This window comes from Blattabacterium cuenoti (assembly GCF_014251695.1).
In the GTDB taxonomy this organism is placed as follows: domain Bacteria; phylum Bacteroidota; class Bacteroidia; order Flavobacteriales; family Blattabacteriaceae; genus Blattabacterium; species Blattabacterium cuenoti_T.
On the sequence record NZ_CP059195.1, the window covers coordinates 421,041 to 441,163 of the forward strand.

Here is a 20,123-nt window from a genome sequence, read left to right on the forward strand (position 1 = left end):
TTGCTTAATTTTAAATAAAAACCTTAGTTATATTTTATGTATTATGATTCCAAAGATTTTCTATGTCATAATAGAATCTTAACTGTTCTTGAAAAATATGAACAACAATAGAAACATAATCAACTAAAATCCACTCTCTATTTTTCAATCCTTCTACATGCCAAGGTTTTTTTTGTAATTTTTCAATTATCATTTTTTCTATAGATTGAGAAATAGCATATACTTGATTATGAGAATCTCCATTACAAATAACAAAATAATCACAAACAAAATTATCTCTATTTTTTAAATTTATAACAGATATATTTTTTCCTTTAACCATTTGGATCCCTTCTATGATTTTATCTAATAACAAAACACAAATTATTTTTTAATATTGTTAAATAAATAAACAAATTTTTATTTTATTAAATTTATTTCAAAAAACAAAAATAAGGTTTTCGTTTTAAAGAAGTTAAATTTTACAAAACATTTTGAAAAAACTTATTTGGCCTATAAATCTAATTATATTAAAAAAAATTAATTCTACAAATCAATATGCTAGAAAATATATTCATGAAAAATATAATTGGATAATCATTTGGACAATGAATCAAATCAAAGGAATAGGAATGGATCAAAATTTATGGCATGCAGAAAAAAAAAAAATTTAACTTTTAGTATTGTTTTTAAACCTATTAAAACTTTACATACAAAAAAAATTTATATTATAAATGTTATTGTAAGTAATGCTATACATAAAATTTTATCTGAATATTATAATAAAAAAAATAAAGAAAAAATTTGGATTAAGTGGCCCAACGATATTATCGTAGATGATAAAAAAATAGGAGGAATTTTAATAGAGAATAGTCTTTTTTCAGGAAAAATTTATAATATTATTATTGGAATAGGTTTAAATATTTATCAAAAAAAATTTCAAAAAAAATGGAATGCTTCTTCTTTAAAAGAAATATTTAATCTAAATTTTGATTTAGATTACCTTTTTTACAATATTATATATTTTATTCAAAAAGAATACCTTCTTTTTATAATTTATGGAGAGAAATTTATACGAGAATATTACATCAATCATCTATACTTGAAAGATAAAATCTCTATTTTTTATATTTATAAAACAAATAATTATATTCTAGGCATAATACGATCTATAACAGATAAAGGGTTTTTAGTCATTGAATCTAATAAAAAATTCTATTTTTTTTTTCATAAAGAAATAGAATTTTTTATTCTGTAGTATTTTTATACCTTTTTCTTGCTATTTTTTTAATCCTATTTTTTTTATCATATTTTTCCAATCATTACGTTTTATAATTTTTTTTTCTTGAATTTTTAAAAAAATTTCTTTTTCATCCAACATTAATTCTTTAATAAAAAAGAAAAATACAATATTAATTATATTAGACGTAAAATAATATAAAGATAAAGCGGAGGCATAACTATTTATGAAAAACAACATTATGACAGGCATTAAATATAATATAAAATTCATATCAGGAATAGAAGAATCATTTTCATTTTGTGTAAAATCTTTTCTTCCATCATTACTCAATTTTGTATAAACTAACAACGCTAAAGAATATAATAAAGTTAGTAAACTTACATGATTTCCATAAAAAGGAATAAAAAAAGGTAATTTTAAAATTGAATCATATGAAGTAAGATCTTCCACCCATAAAAAAGATTTTCCTCTCAAATTAATTATAGTAGGAAAAAATTTAAATAAAGAATAGAAAATAGGAATCTGAAATAATGTAGAAATACATCCAGACATTGGATTAATCCCCACATGATGATATAAGTCCATTATCGCTCTCTGTTTTTTAAAAACATCTCCTCTATATTTATGATTTAATTTTTCAATTTCTGGACGAATCAATTTCATCATAGCGCTCAATTTATATTGTTTATAAGTAATTGGAAATAATATAAATTTTACAACTACAGTCATCAAAATAATGATAATACCATAATTTAAATTTGTTTTTTCCAAAAATTGAAAAACTACTAAAAAAAAATATTTATTAATCCATTTTAGAACCCCCCATCCAAATGGAATAATATTTTCGAATCCATTTTGATATTTTTTTAATAATTTTAAATCCAAAGGACCAAAATAAAATCGAAAAGAAAGATGATGCTCCTCATATTTTCCCGTATTAATAAATGTTTTTAATTGAATTCTTTTTAAAAAAGATCCAGAAGATAAATTTTCAGATCTAATAAAAACATTTTTTAATATTTTTTTTGGAATAAATACAAAAGAAAAAAATTGTTGCTTATGAGCAATCCAATTCGTTTCAGATATATTTTTATCTTCCGTTTTTTTTTCAGATAAATAGTTTACAGTATGGGAATTATTTGAATTTTTGTTAGAAACAGAATAATATACTTGAGTATAAGAATTCTCCCAATTTCTATCCTTTTCTAGAGACAAAATTTTATGCTCTAAATTGAGATAAAATCCATGTTTTTTATTCTCATCAAAAGAATCAAAATTTTTAATTCGAATAGAAAAACCAATATCATACTGATTTTTTTCTTCTATTGTATATATGTAATCTAAAAATCCTTTTCCATAAGGATTTTTAGCTCTCATGATAAGAGTTTTAATTCCAGAAGCTTTATTTTTTTCTAATAAAAAAGGTTTAAAATATAAAGTATTTGTGTCAATATTCAATCCTTTTTTATAAAAAAAAGATAATTTATATAATAAACTATAATTTTTTATTAAATAAAGATTTTTAGTATGATATGATAATGAAGAATTATATGCTTTATATTTTTTTAAAATAACATCATCAATTCCTCCTCCTAAACTAGATATTTTAAGTTTTAAAACATCATTTTCTAATAAAAAAAAGTCATTTTTTTTTCTTTTTGTCGTAAGAAAAATATCTTCTTTTGTAAAAGATTCTTTATGGTTTAAACTTGGTTTTCTATTATAACCACTATGGTAGTTATTGTTAAAATAAGTAAAAATTATTAAAACAAACAATATAAGAATAAATCCTATTATATAGCTATAATCTAAATTTTTCTCCTTCATATATAAGAAGAATTCTGAGAAACTATAATAGATACTTGTATAAAATTAATAAATAAAGGATGTGGATTCGTTATTGTACTTTGATATTCTGGATGATATTGAACGCCTAAGAAAAAAATATGATTTTCTAATTCTAACGCTTCCACTAAACCTGTTTCTGGATTAATTCCAACTGCCTTCATTCCAGCATTAGAAAAACATTTCAAATAATCATTATTAAATTCATATCTATGACGATGTCTTTCAAAGACATCTTTTTTTTCTCCATAAATAGAAAATATTTTAGATCCTTTTACAAGAGAACATTTCCATGTTCCTAAACGCATTGTTCCTCCTGTATGAGTTAATGTTTTTTGTTTCTCCATTAAACTTATTACTGGATAAGATGTATTTGGATTTGTTTCATAACTTTCTGCTTTTGTTAATCCTAATACATTTCTAGCAAATTCTATTACGGCAATTTGCATCCCCAAACATATTCCAAAAAATGGGATTTGATTTTCTCTTGCATATTTTGCTGCAAGTATTTTTCCTTCTATTCCTCTATTTCCAAATCCTGGAGCAACTAAAATTCCTGAAATTCCTTTAAAATATTCATTTATATTTTTCTCTTTTATCATTTCTGAATAAATCCATTTTATATCAACATAAGTTTCATTTTTTGTTCCTGCATGAATTAAAGCTTCCGTAATTGATTTATAAGAATCATGTAAAGAAACATATTTTCCAACTAATGCTATTTTAATTTCATATTTTGGATTTTTATATTTTTTAATAAAAATTTTCCATTTATCCAAATCTGGAGTTGTAATGGTAGATAAATTTAAATGATTCAATACGACTTCATCAAAATTTTGTAAATTTAATAAACAAGGAATTTCATATATAATTTTAGTATCTATTGATTCAATAACATGTTTTGGTTTAACATTACAAAATAAAGCCAATTTGTTTCTAATATTATCCGATATATGTTTTTCTGTTCTACAGACTATAATATCTGCTTGTATTCCATTTTCCATTAAATTTCGAACAGAATGTTGTGTTGGTTTTGTTTTAATTTCTCCAGTAACCGTAATATATGGAAGTAACGTCAAATGAATTACTAATCCATTAAATTTTCCTAATTCCCACTTTAATTGACGCACTGATTCAACGTAAGGTAAACTTTCTATATCGCCTACAGTTCCTCCTATTTCAGTAATAATAATATCATAATTTTGGGATTCTCCAAGTATTTTTATCCGTCTTTTAATTTCATCAGTAATATGTGGAATAACTTGTACTGTTTTTCCCAAATAGTTTCCTTTTCTTTCATTATCTATTACTGTTTTATATATAAAACCTGATGTTACATTATTTTCTTTAGTTGTAGCTTGATTTAAAAATCGTTCATAATGTCCTAAATCTAAATCTGTTTCTGCTCCATCTTTAGTCACAAAACATTCTCCATGTTCATAAGGATTTAAAGTTCCTGGATCTACGTTAAAATAAGGATCTAATTTTAATATCGAAATTTTATATCCCCTCGCTTTTAATAACATACCTAACGAAGCTGAAACAATTCCTTTTCCTAAAGAAGAGCTGACTCCTCCTGTAACAAAAATATATTTTGTTTCCATCAAAATAAAAAATAAAACAAACTAAACAAATTTTTATTGAACTCTTCTGAAAAAGAAGAGTTCAATAAAAATTGATCTATAAATTGGATAATAAATTCTAATTTAAAAAATGAGAATTTATGATTTTTTTTTTATATTTACCAATATTTGGGGCAAGTTCTACACAATCAGCTCCCTATCAATCCTCCAGGGTGGGAACACAGCAAAGGGAATCAGGTTGTAGCGATGTGATGTAGTTAAGCTTGCCCCTTTTTTATCTCCCATTTCATAATAAAAAAAGAAAAGGAATTTATGGAATATTTGTTAAAATGTAATTTTTGTGGAAGGAATAAAAATGATATCACTTTTCTTATATCAGGAATAAATGGACATATTTGTAACGACTGTGTCGAAAAAACTTACTCTATAGTTCATAAAAAATTTTTATTAAAGAATACTCGTAATAAAAATAATAATGAATTTATAGAGATAAAAAAACCAAAAGAAATAAAATCTTTTTTAGATAAATATGTTGTGGGACAAAATGAAGCCAAAAAAATTATATCCGTAGCTGTTTATAATCATTATAAACGCATAGAAAAACAAAATGAGACAAATATAGAAATAGAGAAATCTAATGTATTATTGATTGGGGAAACAGGAACAGGAAAAACTTTACTAGCAAAAACTATATCAAAACTTTTGAAAATCCCCTTTGCTATAGCTGATGCTACTACTCTAACTGAAGCAGGGTATGTAGGGGAAGACGTCGAATCTATTTTAAGTAAATTATTACAATCTGTTAATTATAATATAGATTATGCTGAAAAAGGAATCATTTTTTTGGATGAAATAGATAAAATTTCTAGAAAAAGTAATAATCCTTCTATTACTAGAGATGTATCTGGAGAAGGTGTACAACAAGCGTTACTAAAAATATTGGAAGGATCCGTAATCAATGTTCCTCCACAAGGAGGAAGAAAGCATCCAGATCAAAAAATGATACAAATTAATACTGAAAATATACTATTTATAGCTGGAGGAACTTTTGATGGTATAGAAAAAATTATTTCGGATAGAACAGAAAAAATGTCTATAGGTTTTATGACTAAAGACAAAAGAAAAAAAAATATAGAAAATAATTATCTAAAAAATATTCTTTCTGAAGATTTAAAAAATTTTGGATTAATTCCTGAAATTATAGGAAGATTCCCTGTTGTTACTTATTTAAATCCACTAAACAAAAATACATTAAAACAAATTTTAATTGAACCAAAAAATGCTTTAATCAAACAATATAAAAAATTATTTGATATGGATCATATTTCTTTAAATATAACAGATGACGCCTTAAATATTATAGTGGATCAAACTTTTCAATTAGGTTTAGGAGCCAGAGGCTTACGGACATTTTGTGAAAAAATATTTTTAGATTATATGTTTGATATAGAAAATGTTCAATCTACATTAAATATAGATCAAAATATAGTAAAACAAAAACTTTTTTATTCTTAATCATTCTCTAATAAGTTTCCACAATTTTTTGATCAATTCTGATAATCCTTCTTTTGTAAAAGAAGAAATCAAAATAATATTTTCTTTTAATTTAAAAAAAAATTCCTTTATTTCCTTTTTTTTTTCATCATTGATTAAATCCGATTTAGATATTGCCAATAAACGTTTTTTATTTAAAAGATTTGAATTAAATTTTTTCAATTCATTTAATAAAATAAAGTATTCTTTTTTTTTATCTATTGTTTCTGAAGAAATTAAAAATAACAAAACGGAATTTCTCTCTACATGTCTTAAAAAATGATGTCCTAAACCTTTACCTTCAGACGCTCTTTCTATAATTCCAGGAATATCAGCCGCTAAAAAAGAATTGAAATCTACTTCTACCACTCCTATATTTGGAATTTTCGTTGTGAAAGCAAAATTTCCTATTTTAGGTTTAGCTTTTGTTATTATAGAAAGTAAAGTAGATTTTCCAGTATTAGGAAACCCTATAAATCCTACATCTGCTAATATTTTTAATTCTAAAAAAATCCAATTTCCTTTTGTTTTCATTCCCGATTGAGCATAGTCAGGAGACTGATAAATAGAATTTTTAAAAAAAGCATTTCCTTTTCCTCCTTTTCCTCCCTCAAATAAAATTTTTTTTTGAAGATTTTTGGTTATTTCCATTAAAATATTTTTTTTTTCATCTTTTACTACAGTTCCTACAGGTACTTCTATTAATAACTCTTTTCCATTTGCCCCAGTTATGTTATTTCCTTTTCCTGGAAATCCGGACTTAGCTATCCAATGCTTATGATATCTTAAATGTAAAAAAGTATGAATGTTAGAATTTCCTTTAATAATAATATTTCCTCCTTTTCCTCCTGTTCCCCCATCTGGGCCCCCTCTACTTATATGTCTATCCCTATAAAAATGAACGCATCCACACCCTCCATCTCCACTTTTACAATAAATTTTTATAAAATCGACAAAAGAGTTTTTCATAATTATAATAGATTCATTATTTTTTTTTCTATAAAAATAGAAATTTTTTCTACAGATAAAGAAGCGTTTAATTTTATTAAATTATGTTTACATTTATGATGATTCCATATCATAGATGTTTCTTTATCGTATTCTTTTATTCTTCTTTGAACTGTGATAATATCCGTATCATCATCACGATAATCCGTTATTCTTCTTTTGAATAATCTATTGATTATCAAATCTTTTTGAATAAAAAAATAAAAAATAATATTAATTTTACCTAAACAAAATTCTGTTAATATTTTCTCTAAAGAAAATATTTGATTTTTGGTTCTAGGATATCCATCATAAATAATACCTTTAGCCTTACAATGTTTTTTTATTTCTATATTTAACATATTTGTGGTAATTACATCAGGGACTAATATTCCTTGATTTATATAATAACTCACTAGTTTTCCTAAATTCGTCTTCCTTTTCATATGATCTCTAAATATCATTCCAGTAGATAGGTGTATGAACCCAAATTTATTTGACATGATTTCAGCTTGAGTCCCTTTTCCAGAACCCGGTGGGCCAAACAATATAATATGTATCATAAAATAATAAAAATTATGAATTTTATGCAAAAAAATACAATAGATATATAAATTAAATATGTTATGTGTGGAAATATAGAAGAAGTAAGTATATTATTAATTATAAATGAATGGCTTTTCCATAAGCATTAGCTATAGATTCTATAATAGATTCACTTAATGAAGGATGAGGATGTATACTTCCCAAAATTTCATAGCTTGTTGCTTCTAATTTTCTAGAAACTACCACTTCTGAAATTAAATCTGTAACATGATTCCCGATCATATGGCATCCTAACCATTCATCATATTTATCATCAAAAATTACTTTTACAAAACCATCAGTATTATTATCAGAAATAGATCTTCCTAAAGCACTAAAAGGAAATTTTCCTACTTTTATTTGAAACCCCTTTTTTTTAGATTCTTTTTCTGTATAACCTACTGAAGCTATTTCAGGAAGAGAATAAACACATTTTGGAATATTATTGTAATCTATTTTTGGAAAATTTAAACCTTTTATATTTTCAATACAATTTATTGCCTCATGTGAGGCTACATGAGCTAAAGAAGGAGTTTGAATTACATCTCCAATAGCATAATATCCATCTACATTCGTACGATAATTTTCATCAACAACGATAAATCCTTTTTCTATTTGAATCCCTATCTCTTCCAATCCAATATATTTAATATTTGGAACGACTCCTATAGCGTATAAAATAGTATCTACTTTTAATACAACATTTTTTTTCAATGATGTTTGAATATCAACTATGACTTCACTCTTATCATTATTATAAGTGATTTTATTTATATTGGAAGATATATAATTTTTAATTCCTACTTTATCAAAAGATAATTTCAAATAATCAGATATATCATCATCTCCATTAGGAAATAACTTAGAACATATTTCTATAATTGTTACCTTCGTCCCCATAGAATGATAAAAATAAGCAAATTCCAATCCTATAGAACCAGAACCTATAATTACCATTTTTTTTGGTAATGAAGATAAGGATAATGCTTCTTTATATGTTATAATTTTTTTTCTATCATATTGAAATTTTGTATCAACTTTAGGAATTGCACCAGTAGCAATAATAATATGTGAAGCAGAATATTCTCCGATGCTTTTTTCATCTTTAAAAATTTCTATTTTTTTTCTTTTTTTTAACTGTGCATTTCCATAAATAACATGAATTCCATTTTTTTTCATTAAAAACGAAACTCCTTTTTTTATTTGATCAACGGTTCTTCTACTCTTATCAAGAATTTTAGAATAATCTATTTCAAAATCTTTATTTTTTATCCCAAATAATTCTCCATTGTTTTTTATGGATTGTAAAATTTTTGCACTATTCAAAAGTGATTTGGTAGGAATACATCCCCAGTTTAAACAAACTCCCCCAAGTGAATCTTTTTCCACTACAGCTGTTTTCATTCCAAGTTGTGCAGCACGTATAGAAGCTACATAACCTCCTGGTCCACTTCCTAAAATAATAATATCAAAATGCATAACCGTAATATAAATAAAACATTTAAATTTACAGATTTTTCTTATTTATAAATAAAAAAGTTATTCTTTTTATTAATGAAAATATTATAAATTTGTATACTATATAGTAGTAATTATGAAGTTTTTTATAGATACAGCTAATTTAAAAGAAATTGATGAAGCAAGATCATTAGGTATGTTAGACGGAGTTACAACAAATCCATCTTTAATATCAAAAGAATCTGTTTTCAATCAAAAAGACATTCAGAAACATTATATATCTATATGTCAACGTTTAAAAAATGAAGAAAATCTGAGCGCAGAAATTATTAGTACTGATTATAATAAAATGATTCAAGAAGGAGAAGAACTTTCTTTTCTACACCCAAAAATTGTGGTAAAAATTCCCATAACGAAAAATGGGATCAAGGCAATTAAATATTTTTCTAATAAAAAAATTAAAACAAATTGTACTCTAATTTTTTCTACAGGACAAGCTATCCTAGCAGCTAAAGCTGGAGCAAGCTATGTCTCCCCATTTTTAGGGAGATTAGATGATATATCTCATAACGGATTAAATTTAATCCGAGAAATAAAAAATATATATGAAAATTATCATTTTAAAACAAAAATATTAGCGGCTTCTATACGCCATCCTTTGCATATTATAGAATGTTCTAAAATTGGAATATATGCTACAACTTCTCCTATAAATGTCATTTATTCTTTATTAAATCATCCATTGACTGATATAGGATTAGATAAATTTATAAAAGATTTTCATAGTAAAATAAAATAATCAAATTTTTATTTTTCCATCTAATAAATATTGAATAGAAATAGATGTAGATTTTGGAAGTTTTTCATATAATTTTGATAATTCGATTTGTTCTTTATTTTCAAAAATTTCTTCTAGATTATTTTTATTCATAAAATTGAATTCTTCTAATTTAGTATACAAATCTTCTTTAATTTTATTGTTAATTTTTTGACTTATATTTTCTAATATACATATAGTTTCATATATATTTTTTCCCGATTTTTTTTCCATCTGAATACGATCTATAGTTTCCGTATTTATTGGAGCATTAATATCTCTTAAAAAATTCATAGAATTTACAATCATTTTAATTTCTTATATAAAACCTTTAGTTTTTTTACATTAAAAGAATACGGAAAATTTTTCATATATTCTTCATATGATTTTATAAAATCTTTTTTTTTAGAAAGTTGATATTGATATACGCAAATTTTATACATAACTTTTTCTTTGAAATGACTTTTTGGAAAATCATTAATAAGATCTTTAAAATAAATTAAAGAAGCTTGATATCTTTGCATTAAAAAATAAGAATTGGCTATACAATAATTTTTTTTCTCTATTTTTGTTAATAAATTATTAAGCAACCTATAAGCTTCTTTAGCTTTTATACTATCAGAATATTCTTTAATGAATTGATTAAATTCGTTAATTGCAATATTTTTTTTTGTTTAAAATTTAAATAAAGACGAAAGATAACAACGTTTTTCAAATTCCTTTAATGCATCCTACTCTGATAAAACCGATTTTTTTTTCTATAAAAAAAGAACATCCTTCAAAAAGAAAATTAATAAATAATGCTAATTTCAAAAAAAGAATTCTAATCATAATTTTTTTTTTTATGAAAGTTTTTCATGTCTTTATCCAATAAATATAAACCTCCTTTATCTTCTCCTATTAATTCTATTTTATCTAAAATCATTTTACTTAAAGCCTCTTCTTCAATTTGTTCTTCAATATACCATTGCAAAAAATGATATGTAAAAAAATCTTTTTCTTGTAAAGAAATTTCGACTAAAAAATTAATTTCTTTGGAAATTTTTTTTTCATGTTCAAATAATTTTGTAAACAATTCTTTTAAAGATAGGGATGTTACATTTATCATTGATATATTATTCAAAATAACATTTCCTCCTCTTTTATTAATATATCTAATAATTTTTAACATATGGATTCTTTCCTCATTAGAATGATCATATAAAAATTCAGAGATACCTTCGTAACCTTTTCTCTCTACCCAAGATGCCATAGATAAATATAATTGAGAAGATTCTGATTCTCTGTTTAACTGTCTAGTTAACCCTTTTTGTATTTTTTCACTTATCATATTTTTCAATCACTTATTTTATTAATTTGTTCTAAAAAATACAACATTTTTTCTCTTAAAATTTTAGTTCCAACTAATAATGGTAATCTAACATATGGATCACATATTCCTATTACATCTAAAAAAGTTTTAATCCCTGTAGGATTCCCTTCTTCATAAATAAGATCTATTATTTTAATAATTTTATAAAAAATAGAAAAAGCTTTTTTCACATTATTATCCCTTGCAAAAGATATCATCTTAGAAATTTTATCAGGAAATCCTTGAGCAATGACGGAAATCACACCTTCTCCTCCACCTAATATAACAGGCAAAGTTATAAAATCGTCTCCTGATATGACACTAAAATTTTCTGGTTTATGCTTAATAATTTTATAAGATTGTAAAATATTTCCAGAAGCTTCTTTTATCCCAATTATATTATTAAAATCATAAGCTAAACGTAAAACAGTCTCCGGTATAATATTAGATCCTGTTCTTTTAGGAACATTATATAGAATAATATCTCCCTCTGTACAATTTACAATAGATTTGAAATGTTGATATATTCCCTCCTGAGAGGGAGTATTATAATAAGGAGATACTGAAAGAATAGCATAAAAATCTGATAAGTTTTTTATGCTATTTATTTCTTTTATAACATCTTTCGTATTATTTCCTCCGATTCCCAATATTAAAGGAAGTTGTTTATAATTAGCATTTTGAATGCATTTTACAATATCACATCTTTCTTCATTGTTTAATGTAGCTGTTTCTGCTGTAGTCCCCAATGCAACCAGATAATCAACATTATTATCCAAAACATATTTTACAAGCCTTTGAAGTCCATTGAAGTCAACTTTTCCATCCTCTTTAAAAGGAGTAACTAACGCTACACCTGTTCCATATAATTTTTTCATAGATTAGTTTACTACATTTTATATTTATTATATGATAAATATAATTGTTATTTCATGTTTATTTAATCACAATATTGTAAAAAAAAATAAAAACAGATGTAAGCGCAATAAACACAAAACAAAGACTAATAATCTCTTTTTGCTCTCGGCCTAGCTGCAGATACAATAATATTTCTACCCATAAATTCTGTTCCATTCAATTTTTCTATAGCTTGTTTAGCGTTTTCTTCATTAGACATCTCTATAAATCCAAATCCTTTACTTCTTCTGCTTGATGTAGATTCATCAAAAATTATCTTTGCATGAGTAACTTCTCCCACAGATTCAAAATATTTTTTCAATTCTTGTTCTGTCATATCATAAGATAAATTCCCTACGTATAGTTTCGTATTGTCCATATTAAAAATAAATTGTTTTAAAAGCAAATTTATAGAAATATTTTTTCTAAAAAAGAAAAATATATTATTCAAACCTAAAAGAAATTTAAATAATGATTTTTTTTATTTAAAAAAAAAGACTTAAAAATAAAATTTTTTGAATTTTTGTGTTAGATTTGAAAATTCTTTTTTTTAATAATTATAAAAAACACCTTTAATGAATAATTTTTCTATTATATCATCATTATTGGATAATGATTTTTATAAATTTACAATGCAAAATGCTGTAATTAAGTTATTTCCATTAGCAAAAGCTAAATATGAATTTATAAATAGAGGACAACATTCTTTTCCTAAAAATTTTGATAAAATTCTGAAAGAAAATTTAAATAAAATGGCTTATTTAAAACTTTCAAATGAAGAAAGGATTTTTTTAGAAAAAAATTGTCCTTATTTAGATTCTTCTTATTTAGATTTTTTAAATAAATACCAATATAATCCAAAAGAAGTAAATATTTTTCAAAGAGGAGAAAATATACAAATGCATATAGAAGGACTATGGAGTCGGACTATATTATGGGAAGTTCCTTTGATGGCCATTATATCTGAATTATATTATAAATTAACAAAAAGACAGAAAATATCAGAAAAAAAAATTACAAGTATAACAAAAGAAAAATTAAATAAATATAAAAAATTACAAGTAAAAATTGGAGAATTTGGAACTAGAAGAAGATTTTCTTATAAAGTACATAAATTAGTTCTAAAAACGTTAACAGAAGAAGGGACCCCATTTTTTATGGGAAGCAGTAATGTTCATCTTTCTCATATTTTTTCAAAAAAACCAATAGGGACACAAGGACACGAATGGGTCATGTTTCATGCAGCAAAATATGGATTTCGTATAGCAGATCGCATAGCAATGGAAAATTGGTTTAATATTTATAAAGGGAATTTAGGAATAGCTTTATCTGACACATATACTTCTCCAATTTTTTTCAAAAATTTTAATAAACAATTTTCAAATATTTTTAAGGGAATTAGACATGATAGTGGAGATCCCATTTTTTTCACTAAAGAAACAATAAAACATTACAAAAAATTTAAAATAAATCCTATAAGAAAAAAAATCATATTTTCAGATAATCTTGATCCATGTAAAGTCGCTTATATTTCTTCTTTCTGTAAAAATAAAATAAACACTTGTTTTGGTATAGGAACCAATTTTACTAATGATGTAGGTTTACCTTCTATGAAAATTGTTATAAAAATGGTAAAAGCTCTTCCAGAAAAAAAATGGATATCAGTGGTAAAACTTTCAAATATAAAAGAAAAATCTACAGGAGAAAAAAATATGATTTGTTTTGCTAAAAAAATTCTTCATATATAATGTATAAAATAGTTTTTTATTCATGACATAATGACATTATGTATTTTTATTGTATATATTATGCATATGAAAAATAAAAGTTTTTATATTGAAAATTATGGTTGTCAAATGAATATAGCAGATAGTGATATTATCACTTATATTTTATTGAATAATGGTTTTATTTTATCTGAAAATTTAAATCAAGCAAACATAATTTTGATAAACGCATGTTCTATTCGACAAAACGCTGAATTTACCTTAAAAAAAAGATTAGAACAATTAAAATTTATTAAAAAAAGAAGACCAATTTGGATTGGAATTGTAGGATGTTTTTCAAAAGAAATAAAAAAATTTTTTTTACAAAAAAAAATAGTAGATTTTTTTGTCAATCCAGATTCTTATAGAGAAATACCTAATTTTATTTATTATTCTATAATGGGGAAACAATATCCTTATGTTGCTAGAAAAAACAATGAAACTTATGCGGATATAAGTTTTGTAAAAAAAATAAACCCAAATCATAAAAAAATAACAACTTTTTTAAGTATAACAAGAGGTTGTAATAACATGTGCACATTTTGTATAGTCCCTTTTACCAGAGGAAGAGAAAGAAGTAGCGATCCATATTATATTATTGAGGAATGTAAACGTTTATATCATAATGGATTTAAAGAAATCACTCTTTTAGGACAAAATGTAGATTCTTATCTATGGATAGGAACAGATATGATGAAAAAAAATATTGTAGATTTTTCTAAACTTTTAGATCTTATAGCTAAAGAAATCCCTTTTATGAGAATTAGATTTTCTACATCAAACCCTCATGATATGTCTAATGAAGTCCTAAAAGTAATTTCTAAACATAGAAATATTTGCAAACATATTCATTTACCTGTACAATCTGGAAGTAATAAAATGCTAAAATTAATGAATAGAAAATATACACGGGAAAAATATCTTTTGTTGGTAAAAAAAATTAAAAGTATTATTCCAGAATGTTCTATTTCTCATGATATTATGACTGGATTTTGTAATGAAAATGAAGAAGATCATCAGAAAACTATAAGTTTAATGAATGAAATCAAATATAATTATGGATATATGTTTTCTTATTCTCCTAGACCTGGAACTTATGCATATAGAAAATTAAAGGATAATGTTCCTGTCAATATCAAAAAAAGACGATTAAAAGAAATTATTGATTTACAAAGAAATCATTCATTGTATAGAATGCAAGAGCATTTAGATAAAATAGAAGAAGTTTTAATAGAAGGAGAATCAAAAAAAAATAATCAATATTGGTATGGAAGAAATACACAAAATATAATAGTAGTTTTTCCTAAAAAATACTTAAATATTGGGGATTTAGTTTATGTAAAAATAATAGATACCACATCTGCAACTTTAATAGGAAAACATTGCAAATGATGTAAAAAAAAGATGTAAAAAAAAATAAAAACATGGAATCCGTCTTTATCCAAAATATAAAACAAAAATTTGGAATCATTGGATATGATTATGCTTTACATAGAGCTTTAGAAAAAGCCATACAAGTTGCCCCTACTGATATTTCTGTATTAGTTCTTGGAGAAAGTGGAGTAGGGAAAGAATTTATACCAAAAATAATTCATCAATATTCTTCTCGAAAACATCATGCTTATATTGCAGTAAATTGTGGGGCTATTCCAGAAGGAACTATTGATAGTGAACTATTCGGACATGAAAAAGGGTCTTTTACAGGAGCTACAAGCATGCGAAAAGGTTATTTTGAAGGAACAAATGGAGGAACTCTATTTTTAGATGAAGTAGGAGAGCTTCCTTTAACTACGCAAGTACGTCTTCTTAGAATATTGGAATCTGGAGAATTTATTAAAGTAGGATCTTCTAAAATTCAAAAAACTAATATACGTATTGTTGCTGCTACTAATTTGAACATGATAGAATCTGTCCAAAAAGGAAAATTCAGAGAAGATTTGTATTATCGTCTAAATACAGTACAAATTAATGTTCCACCTTTGCGTTTTCGTAAAAATGATATTAAATTTTTATTTAAAAAATTTTCTAATGATTTTGCGGAAAAATATCATATGCCTCCAGTAACACTTACGGAAGAATCTTTAAAATATTTAAAAGATTATTCTTGGCCTGGAAACATAAGACAATTAAAAAATTTAATAGAACAAATTTCTGTAGTGGAAACTAAACGTGAAATTTCTGTAGAAAAATTTAAAGAATATATTCCAGAAAATATTCCATCAATATCTTTTTCTAATCATAATGGAATAGAAACATCTTTTCATGATAGGGAAAGAGATTTTCTTTATAAAATTTTGTTTGATATGAAAAAAAATTTGAATGATTTAAAAAATATTACTTTTCAATTAATTAAAAATAATTCTAATACTAGATTTATTGAAGAAAATCAACAACTTATGGAAAAAGTTTTTGGGAAAATGATTCATAATAGAGATGATTCAATATTTCAATTGGAAGATTCATCTAAATCTGATGAAGATTTAGATTATGAAGAAGTAGAAGAAGATTTATCCAAAAATGAGTTATCTTCTTTTTCTTTACAAAAAAAAGAAATAGAATTTATTCAAAAAGCTTTGAAAAAAAGTAATGGGAAAAGAAGAAAGGCTGCAAAAGAATTAGGAATTTCAGAAAGAACATTATATAGAAAAATTAAACAATATGGCTTATAAAAAAATTTTTTTTATTTTCACTTTCATATTTTTTATGATAGTTAGTTGTAATCATTCATCTATTTCATCATTTTTTGATTTAAAAAAAACAATAGAAATAGGAGAAATTACAGAAGTAGTTAATATACCTGGAAGATCTATTTCCTTTGATTTTAAAAGAAGTATTGAAAATTATATAATGAAACATAATCCTTCTAATTTAGTATTAAAAAATGGAGATGTTGTTTTAGAAGGTGTATTTTTAAGTTACGCAATTATTCCATTGGATAATTATCCGTTGAAAAAAATTAAAGTTACCGCAAAAATATCTTATCTAGATAAGATTGAACCAGAAAAAAATTGGGAAAAATGTTTTGTGGTATCGGAAGAATTTTATAATAATAAGAAAAATCTTTTTTCAAAAGAAATTATTGATAAAATTATAGAAAAGTTGACAATTGAGGTATTTCGTAAAATATTTAATAATTCCAATAATGATTGGTAAATAAAATAATAAATAAATGGAAAATACATCCATAATTATATTTGGTTTTTTTATTATTGTAATATGTCTTTTACTTATGTTGGTAATATTAATACAAAATCCTAAAAAAGAAAGCATTCATCAATCTTTTATGGAAAAAAATTTTAGATTTTTTGGAATTAAAAGAACAAATACATTTTTGGAGAATATTACTTGGTTTTTATCCATTATTATATTTTTTTTAACTCTATTTTTCAATTTTTTACTAAAATCAAAATAATATGTCATTATGACATTTAATATTGCTTAAATGAAAAAAAATTTGAATTTTTTTATTTGGCATGTTTTTGGCTTTGAACGATTAGAACTGTTAACCTTAAAATTATTTTAATATGGTGGAAGTAAAGATTAAACCTTTGGCAGATCGTGTTCTTGTGCAACCTGATCCTGCTGAAACAAAAACCGCTTCAGGTATTATTATTCCTGATACAGCAAAAGAAAAACCACAAAAAGGGACTATAATAGCAGTAGGTCAAGGAAAAAAAGATGAACCTATGAATCTAAAAGAAGGGGATCGAGTTTTGTACGGTAAATATTCTGGAACAGAATTAAAATGGGAAGGAGAAGAATATCTTATTATGCGAGAATCTGATGTTATAGCTATCATATGATTCATATTTTACTTTATTAAATCAGGAAAATTTATTAAAATTTAAAAAATTATGGCAAAAGATATTAAATTTGATATTGAAGCGAGAGATAAATTAAAAAAAGGAGTAGATGCATTGGCGAATGCAGTTAAGGTCACTTTAGGTCCAAAAGGTCGTAACGTTGTGTTACAAAAATCCTTTGGAGGCCCTCAAGTAACTAAAGATGGAGTTACTGTAGCTAAAGAAATAGAATTGGAAGATTCTATAGAAAATCTTGGAGCGCAAATGGTGAAAGAAGTAGCTTCTAAAACTAATGATGTAGCTGGAGATGGAACTACTACTGCTACTGTGTTGGCTCAGGCTATTGTTAGGGAAGGATTAAAAAATGTGGCAGCTGGAGCAAATCCTATGGATTTGAAAAGAGGAATAGATAAAGCTTTAGAAGTAGTAATTTTAGACTTAAAAAGACAATCTAGAGAAGTTGGAGGAAATACAGAAAAAATAAAACAAGTAGCTTCTATTTCTGCAAATAATGATGAAAAAACTGGAGCTTTGATCGCCGATGCTTTTGAAAAAGTGGGAAAAGAAGGAGTTATTACGGTTGAAGAAGCAAAAGGAACAGATACATCTGTAGATGTAGTTGAAGGGATGCAATTTGATAGAGGATATCAGTCTCCATATTTTGTGACCAATACTGAGAAAATGATAACAGAATTTGATCAACCTCAAATTTTATTATCTGATAAAAAAATAGCAGCAATGAAAGATTTGTTGCCTATATTAGAACCTGTCGCTCAATCCGGTAAACCTTTATTAATTATTTCTGAAGAAGTAGAAGGAGAAGCTTTAGCTACATTAGTAGTTAATAAAATACGAGGTACTTTAAAAGTTGCAGCTATTAAAGCTCCTGGTTTTGGAGATAGAAGAAAAGCAATGTTAGAAGATATTGCTATCTTGACAGGAGGTTCCGTTATCTCTGAGGAAACAGGAAGTAAATTAGAGGATGTTAAATTAAATATGCTAGGAAAAGCAGAAAGAGTTATTATAGATAAAGATAATACTACTATAGTCAATGGAGGTGGAAATAAAAAAGATATAAGAGCACGTGTAGATCAAATTAAATCTCAAATAGAATCTACAACATCCGATTATGATAAGGAGAAGCTACAAGAACGTCTTGCTAAATTAGCCGGTGGGGTAGCAGTTCTTTATGTTGGTGCAGCATCTGAAGTTGAAATGAAAGAAAAAAAAGATCGTGTAGATGATGCTTTAAATGCAACTAGGGCTGCAGTAGAAGAAGGAATAGTAGCAGGAGGTGGAGTAGCTTTAGTTCGTGCTATAAAATCTTTAGATCATACAACAGGAGATAATTCAGATCAAGATACTGGAATACAAATAGTTAGAAGATCTCTTGAAGAACCTTTACGTCAAATTGTAGCTAATGCAGGTGGAGAAGGTTCTGTAGTTGTTGCTAAAGTAGCAGAAGGAAAAGGCGATTTTGGATATGATGCTAAAATTGGTGAATATAAAAATATGATAGAAGAAGGAATTATAGACCCTACAAAAGTAGCTAGGGTTGCATTAGAAAATGCAGCTTCTGTATCAGGAATGTTATTAACTACTGAATGTGTTGTTACAGAAATAAAGAAAGACGAATCTAGTGTTACACCTCCAATGCCAGGAGCTGGAGGAGGTGGTATGGGAGGAATGATGTAATTTTATATTAATGTTAAAAAAAAATAGTGTCTTATCAGACACTATTTTTTTGATTAATTTAAAACCAATTTTTCTGAATTTTCAAAGTTTGTTCAATAACATCTCTTACACATCCTTTTCCTCCTTTTTTTGGTGAAATATATTTAGAAATATCTTTGACCTCTTGAACTGCATCTATTGGAGAACAAGGTAAAGCTACAGATTTCATAATCTCAATATCAGGAATATCATCTCCCATATAGAGAATTTCTTTTTTAGTTATATTTAAAATTTTACAATATTCATCTAAATATTTTTTTTTATTATCTACTCCTTGATAAATATAAGGAATATTTAAACTTCTTAAACGTCTAAAAACCATTAAATCTGATCCCCTTGTTATGATGCATAAATTATATCCTTTTTTTCTTGCCAATTGCATTGCATATCCATCTTTAACAAACATTTGCCTAACCATATTCCCATCTGGAAATAAATTTAAAGTACAGTTTGTCAATACTCCATCAACGTCAAATATGAAAGTATTAATCTTATTCATTATACTTATATAACTCTCCATTATATTCCATTAAACATAATAA

Annotated in this window: 23 protein-coding genes and 1 other RNA gene; 12 read left to right on the forward strand and 12 right to left on the reverse strand. The window is 25.0% G+C overall.

The window, feature by feature from the left end; genetic code table 11:
- Positions 1–34 precede the first annotated feature (34 nt).
- Complete coding sequence (rsfS, locus tag H0H62_RS02040; RefSeq protein WP_185860545.1) at positions 35–355, reverse strand: ribosome silencing factor; 321 nt, start codon at positions 353–355, stop codon at positions 35–37.
- 118 nt (positions 356–473) lie between these two features.
- Between rsfS and H0H62_RS03075 the strand changes: the two genes are divergently transcribed.
- Both H0H62_RS03075 and H0H62_RS02045 read left to right on the forward strand, forming a co-directional pair.
- Positions 474–653: a hypothetical protein gene (locus H0H62_RS03075; protein ID WP_238784119.1), complete on the forward strand. Its 180-nt coding sequence runs from the start codon at positions 474–476 to the stop codon at positions 651–653.
- Positions 626–1,237 carry a biotin--[acetyl-CoA-carboxylase] ligase gene (locus H0H62_RS02045; protein ID WP_238784120.1) on the forward strand — a complete coding sequence of 204 codons (612 nt, stop codon included), beginning with the start codon at positions 626–628 and terminating at the stop codon, positions 1,235–1,237. Before H0H62_RS03075 ends, H0H62_RS02045 begins: the two co-directional genes overlap by 28 nt.
- A 21-nt stretch (positions 1,238–1,258) precedes the next feature.
- Here the strand turns inward: H0H62_RS02045 and yidC are convergent, their stop codons facing one another.
- The gene (gene yidC / locus H0H62_RS02050; RefSeq protein WP_185860546.1) at positions 1,259–3,049 is read right to left on the reverse strand and encodes a membrane protein insertase YidC; all 1,791 of its coding nucleotides are present in this window, start codon (positions 3,047–3,049) and stop codon (positions 1,259–1,261) included.
- On the reverse strand, positions 3,046–4,671 hold the full coding sequence (locus tag H0H62_RS02055) for a CTP synthase (RefSeq protein ID WP_185860547.1): 1,626 nt from the start codon (positions 4,669–4,671) through the stop codon (positions 3,046–3,048). The genes yidC and H0H62_RS02055 overlap by 4 nt, the downstream gene beginning before the upstream one ends.
- Positions 4,672–4,821: 150 nt before the next feature.
- Between H0H62_RS02055 and ffs the strand changes: the two genes are divergently transcribed.
- Together ffs and clpX are read left to right on the forward strand one after the other, a co-directional pair.
- Positions 4,822–4,922, forward strand: an RNA gene (ffs, locus tag H0H62_RS03105) — signal recognition particle sRNA small type.
- 40 nt (positions 4,923–4,962) lie between these two features.
- Positions 4,963–6,165 carry an ATP-dependent Clp protease ATP-binding subunit ClpX gene (gene clpX, locus H0H62_RS02060; RefSeq protein ID WP_185860548.1) on the forward strand — a complete coding sequence of 401 codons (1,203 nt, stop codon included), beginning with the start codon at positions 4,963–4,965 and terminating at the stop codon, positions 6,163–6,165.
- On the opposite strand, the gene obgE is transcribed toward clpX, so the two are convergent.
- The 3 genes from obgE to lpdA all read right to left on the reverse strand — a co-directional run bounded on the left by obgE (position 6,166) and on the right by lpdA (position 9,234).
- A complete protein-coding gene (obgE, locus tag H0H62_RS02065; protein ID WP_185860549.1) occupies positions 6,166–7,152 on the reverse strand; it encodes a GTPase ObgE in 987 nt (328 codons plus the stop codon). It lies immediately after the preceding gene.
- Between the two features lie 2 nt (positions 7,153–7,154).
- Complete coding sequence (locus H0H62_RS02070) at positions 7,155–7,733, reverse strand: adenylate kinase family protein (protein WP_185860550.1); 579 nt, start codon at positions 7,731–7,733, stop codon at positions 7,155–7,157.
- 100 nt (positions 7,734–7,833) lie between these two features.
- Positions 7,834–9,234: a dihydrolipoyl dehydrogenase gene (gene lpdA / locus H0H62_RS02075; RefSeq protein ID WP_185860551.1), complete on the reverse strand. Its 1,401-nt coding sequence runs from the start codon at positions 9,232–9,234 to the stop codon at positions 7,834–7,836.
- Between the two features lie 115 nt (positions 9,235–9,349).
- Here lpdA and fsa point away from each other — a divergent pair, with 115 nt between their 5' ends.
- Complete coding sequence (gene fsa, locus H0H62_RS02080; RefSeq protein ID WP_185860552.1) at positions 9,350–10,012, forward strand: fructose-6-phosphate aldolase; 663 nt, start codon at positions 9,350–9,352, stop codon at positions 10,010–10,012.
- On the opposite strand, the gene H0H62_RS02085 is transcribed toward fsa, so the two are convergent.
- From H0H62_RS02085 to H0H62_RS02105, 5 genes are all read right to left on the reverse strand, one after another.
- Positions 10,013–10,324 (reverse strand): hypothetical protein, encoded by a 312-nt coding sequence (locus tag H0H62_RS02085; protein ID WP_185861009.1) that lies wholly within the window; start codon positions 10,322–10,324, stop codon positions 10,013–10,015.
- A gap of 11 nt (positions 10,325–10,335) precedes the next feature.
- The gene (locus H0H62_RS02090; RefSeq protein WP_185860553.1) at positions 10,336–10,620 is read right to left on the reverse strand and encodes an outer membrane protein assembly factor BamD; all 285 of its coding nucleotides are present in this window, start codon (positions 10,618–10,620) and stop codon (positions 10,336–10,338) included.
- A gap of 233 nt (positions 10,621–10,853) precedes the next feature.
- Positions 10,854–11,360: a ferritin gene (locus H0H62_RS02095; protein ID WP_185860554.1), complete on the reverse strand. Its 507-nt coding sequence runs from the start codon at positions 11,358–11,360 to the stop codon at positions 10,854–10,856.
- A gap of 5 nt (positions 11,361–11,365) precedes the next feature.
- Positions 11,366–12,259, reverse strand: coding sequence for a 4-hydroxy-tetrahydrodipicolinate synthase (dapA, locus tag H0H62_RS02100; protein ID WP_185860555.1), 894 nt, complete (start codon positions 12,257–12,259; stop codon positions 11,366–11,368).
- Positions 12,260–12,384: 125 nt separating this feature from the next.
- Positions 12,385–12,657, reverse strand: coding sequence for an RNA recognition motif domain-containing protein (locus H0H62_RS02105; RefSeq protein ID WP_185860556.1), 273 nt, complete (start codon positions 12,655–12,657; stop codon positions 12,385–12,387).
- Between the two features lie 196 nt (positions 12,658–12,853).
- Between H0H62_RS02105 and pncB the strand changes: the two genes are divergently transcribed.
- The 7 genes from pncB (at position 12,854) to groL (ending at position 19,542) form a co-directional block, all read left to right on the forward strand.
- A complete protein-coding gene (pncB, locus tag H0H62_RS02110) occupies positions 12,854–14,026 on the forward strand; it encodes a nicotinate phosphoribosyltransferase (RefSeq protein WP_185860557.1) in 1,173 nt (390 codons plus the stop codon).
- 60 nt (positions 14,027–14,086) lie between these two features.
- The gene (gene miaB / locus H0H62_RS02115) at positions 14,087–15,436 is read left to right on the forward strand and encodes a tRNA (N6-isopentenyl adenosine(37)-C2)-methylthiotransferase MiaB (protein ID WP_185860558.1); all 1,350 of its coding nucleotides are present in this window, start codon (positions 14,087–14,089) and stop codon (positions 15,434–15,436) included.
- Positions 15,437–15,468: 32 nt separating this feature from the next.
- On the forward strand, positions 15,469–16,713 hold the full coding sequence (locus tag H0H62_RS02120) for a sigma-54 interaction domain-containing protein (protein ID WP_185860559.1): 1,245 nt from the start codon (positions 15,469–15,471) through the stop codon (positions 16,711–16,713).
- 34 nt (positions 16,714–16,747) lie between these two features.
- Positions 16,748–17,197 carry a hypothetical protein gene (locus H0H62_RS02125; RefSeq protein WP_238784122.1) on the forward strand — a complete coding sequence of 150 codons (450 nt, stop codon included), beginning with the start codon at positions 16,748–16,750 and terminating at the stop codon, positions 17,195–17,197.
- A gap of 16 nt (positions 17,198–17,213) precedes the next feature.
- On the forward strand, positions 17,214–17,456 hold the full coding sequence (gene secG / locus H0H62_RS02130) for a preprotein translocase subunit SecG (protein ID WP_185860561.1): 243 nt from the start codon (positions 17,214–17,216) through the stop codon (positions 17,454–17,456).
- 112 nt (positions 17,457–17,568) lie between these two features.
- Complete coding sequence (locus tag H0H62_RS02135) at positions 17,569–17,847, forward strand: co-chaperone GroES (protein WP_185860562.1); 279 nt, start codon at positions 17,569–17,571, stop codon at positions 17,845–17,847.
- Positions 17,848–17,898: 51 nt separating this feature from the next.
- Positions 17,899–19,542 (forward strand): chaperonin GroEL, encoded by a 1,644-nt coding sequence (groL, locus tag H0H62_RS02140; RefSeq protein WP_185860563.1) that lies wholly within the window; start codon positions 17,899–17,901, stop codon positions 19,540–19,542.
- A gap of 58 nt (positions 19,543–19,600) precedes the next feature.
- Here the strand turns inward: groL and H0H62_RS02145 are convergent, their stop codons facing one another.
- Positions 19,601–20,080 carry a KdsC family phosphatase gene (locus H0H62_RS02145; protein ID WP_394366696.1) on the reverse strand — a complete coding sequence of 160 codons (480 nt, stop codon included), beginning with the start codon at positions 20,078–20,080 and terminating at the stop codon, positions 19,601–19,603.
- Between the last annotated feature and the right edge of the window lie 43 nt (positions 20,081–20,123).